Below are 3,057 nucleotides of genomic sequence, written 5' to 3' on the forward strand. Positions count from 1 at the left end.
CCCCGTTCTCACGGGGCGAGGATTATAATATCAAATGTCACGGCAAAAGTCAACAGTATTTTTTAAATTTTTGGAATTTTTTTAATTGCTTAAAAAACGCGTATATTCTGATGTGCGTTCTATATAAAATTTCTCCTTTCCAGATAAGCACTTCTATATAGAATAAAACACATCCACGATCTGCTGCTTCTCTGCATCAATCACCCCATAGGTATTCAGACGAAGTTTCGGAATAACTGGCAGACTTACAAAGGCCAGCGTCATAAAGGCATCAACATCTTCATGAACTCCAAGCTCCTGTGAAAGTGACTTCATTGCCTCCAGTCTCCGATCTACTTCTTCTACCGGAAGCTCTGACATCAGACCTGCAATCTTTAGCGGAAGATCCAGTACTACCTTGCCATCTACCGCAATGGCCAGCCCTCCTTCATTTTCCACTACACGGTTTCCCGCTGCGGCTATATCTTCATCAGTCACTCCTGCTATGACCAGATTGTGAGAATCATGGCCAACGCTGGTTGCTACTGCTCCTTTCTTTAAACCATAATTTCCAAGGAATCCGATTCCGATATGTCCGTTTCCTTCATGGCGTTCCAACGCCACAAGCTTTACAACATCCTTTTCCGGATTTACTCCAGCTGCCATGCCAGGCAGTTCTGTCCAGTTTTCTATTCTTTCTTTTGTAATCAGTTCATGACTGACAAGATCAATCACCCGGATCTGATTTTTCTTTTTCGTCAAAGCAAGATCAGATAACTGTATCGGCCGACAGTGGAACGAATGAAATACACGCTTTTTGATTTCAGCATCCCACTCTGTTGTCTCAGCTGTTTTCTCAAATATAACTTTTCCATTTTCTGCAGCCAGTTTTCCGTCCTTATAAACCCGGAGCACCTGAAAATCCCTCAGATTATTCAAAACTGTCAGATCAGCCCTGTATCCCGGTGCCACTGCACCACGTTTTTTCAGCCCAAAATATTCTGCTGTATGAAGCGTTCCCATTTTAATCGCGCGGATTGGATCCGCCCCCAATGCTACTGCCTCCCGGATAATAAAATCAATATGTCCGCCCCGAATCAAATCTCCCGGATGTTTATCATCAGTTACCAACATAGCCCGCTGGTAGTAAGGCGTATCAAAGACAGGCATCAGTTTTTTTAAGTTCTTGGCTGCTGTTCCCTGACGGACCATGATCCACTGCCCTCTGGCCAGTTTCTCCCGCGCTTCCTCAAATTCTGAGCATTCATGATCAGATGCGACACCGGCTGTCACATATGCATTCAAGCCCTTACCAGATAATCCCGGTGCGTGACCATCGATCTGTTTTTCGTACTCCTGTGTTTTCTGAAGTTTTTCAATACAATCCGGAGCATTCTGAAGCACACCGTAGGAATTCATCATTTCAGCCAGCCCAAGCACCCGTTTATTCTGGTAAAACGGAAGCAGTTCTTCCATATGCAGTTTCGCTCCGGATTCATCCAAAGCAGTCGATGGCACGCAGGATGGCATCATGAAATAGTTATCTAAGTGGAGATTCTTTGTTGCTTCCAGCATATACTGAATCCCGGCTGTTCCTGCCACGTTTGCAATTTCATGAGGATCTGTAATTACCCCACAGGTTCCATGTGGCAGTACCATTCGTTCAAATTCCGACGGTGTCACCATAGAACTCTCCAGATGCATATGTCCATCCAAAAAGCCAGGACAGACATATGCACCCTTCAAATCAGTTTCCACGTCTCCCTCATAGTCTCCAATTCCGACAATGATACCGTCTTCTATGGCAATGTCTCCTTCTTCTATAGTTTCTGTAAAGACATTCACGATTTTTGCATGCTTCAACACCAGCTCTGCCTTTGTTCTCCCCGCTGCTGCAGAAATCTGTTTCATAAACTGATTCGTTGATGCCATAAGCTCCCCCTCCTGACTTCTCCTGAATCCAATTTTGTTTTGTAATTCTAAAGTAGTAGTTTGCCTTTATTGTAGTCTATGGCCAGCAAAAATACCATAACTATTTTACGCAATAAGCAATCTTGCCGAACTGTATTTGAAAAGGACTGCATCAAAAACAAAAAAACGACAGAAGGATCCGTACGTCAGACCCCATCTGTCGCTTAGCTTCTGTTGTCTATTTCAGAAGCCATCATACATATCCGATGCAGAAAATCCTCCACTTTTTGTAAATGCACGATCCTCAATGGAATCACACACGCTCAAATAACAGATATCTCGTACCCTGAAAAGTCAGTTTACCGATGTCTCCTTCCGCCAGCATTCCATATTCTCTACCTGAAACCGGTAGTTCTATACGATCACCGCTCTCTACCTGAAACGTGACATAGTAACTGGTACTTGAGGTCGAATAGTAGCCATGCCCTCCAGACAGATCACCTGCATTTGCATGGCTATGATGCGTGATATTTTCACGCTTTGCAACGATAGTTGCAGTCACCGACAAACGCGGTGACTGATTGTTTTTATGCCATGTCCCGATTCCTGTTACAAACTGGAAAATGATCATTCCGAAAACCATCACGAAAATAATCGGAAACATAAACTCAAACAGCGTAAACATACAACTCACCCTTTCTTCATCTTGCGTCAAATGATTACTCTAAAGATTCTTTGACAGACGCTTTTCTCTATGAACTCCGATTTATCTTTCTAATTTTCTATCTCAATTATACCATCCCGGAATCAAACACAAAATATAGGAATTCTGTCGGTTTTCGTCCTTTTTTATTAAGTCTTACTTTTTTTGTTACAATTTAAGAGTCCGGCTTCGAAAAGTCGGGCTCTTGGTTTCAAATATCTTATACGAATTAGAGAAAGAGAGAGGAACAGTTACTCCAAAACGGATCCTGATGCAACCTTTATGAGAATGAAGGTCTGGGTAAGTATGCTCAAAATCTACAACGGATAAGGAAAAGAGCTAAATTTAATATTTTTCCTTAAAATAAAAAGGGTTGCAGTAACGAATTTTCAATCGTTACTGCAACACATCCTTCTTTAGAAGAGCTGCTGACGGGAATCGGACCCGTGACCTCCGCACTACCA

At 42.7% G+C, this 3,057-nt stretch carries 2 protein-coding genes; both read right to left on the reverse strand.

Annotated features, from left to right (window positions below):
• Positions 1-153: 153 nt before the first annotated feature.
• Positions 154-1,911, reverse strand: a complete 1,758-nt coding sequence (gene ade / locus DWY84_RS17055; RefSeq protein WP_118534475.1) for an adenine deaminase — start codon at positions 1,909-1,911, stop codon at positions 154-156.
• Positions 1,912-2,203: 292 nt separating this feature from the next.
• Positions 2,204-2,575: a DUF2500 domain-containing protein gene (locus DWY84_RS17060; protein WP_118534476.1), complete on the reverse strand. Its 372-nt coding sequence runs from the start codon at positions 2,573-2,575 to the stop codon at positions 2,204-2,206.
• Between the last annotated feature and the right edge of the window lie 482 nt (positions 2,576-3,057).

Source organism: Clostridium sp. AF27-2AA (assembly GCF_003478505.1).
Lineage (GTDB): Bacteria > Bacillota > Clostridia > Lachnospirales > Lachnospiraceae > Brotaphodocola.

Coding starts and splice junctions, on each gene's coding strand:
- ade (WP_118534475.1), bottom strand. CDS start 1,911: ATGGCATCAACGAATCAGTTTATGAAACAGATTTCTGCAGCAGCGGGG.
- DWY84_RS17060 (WP_118534476.1), bottom strand. CDS start 2,575: ATGTTTACGCTGTTTGAGTTTATGTTTCCGATTATTTTCGTGATGGTT.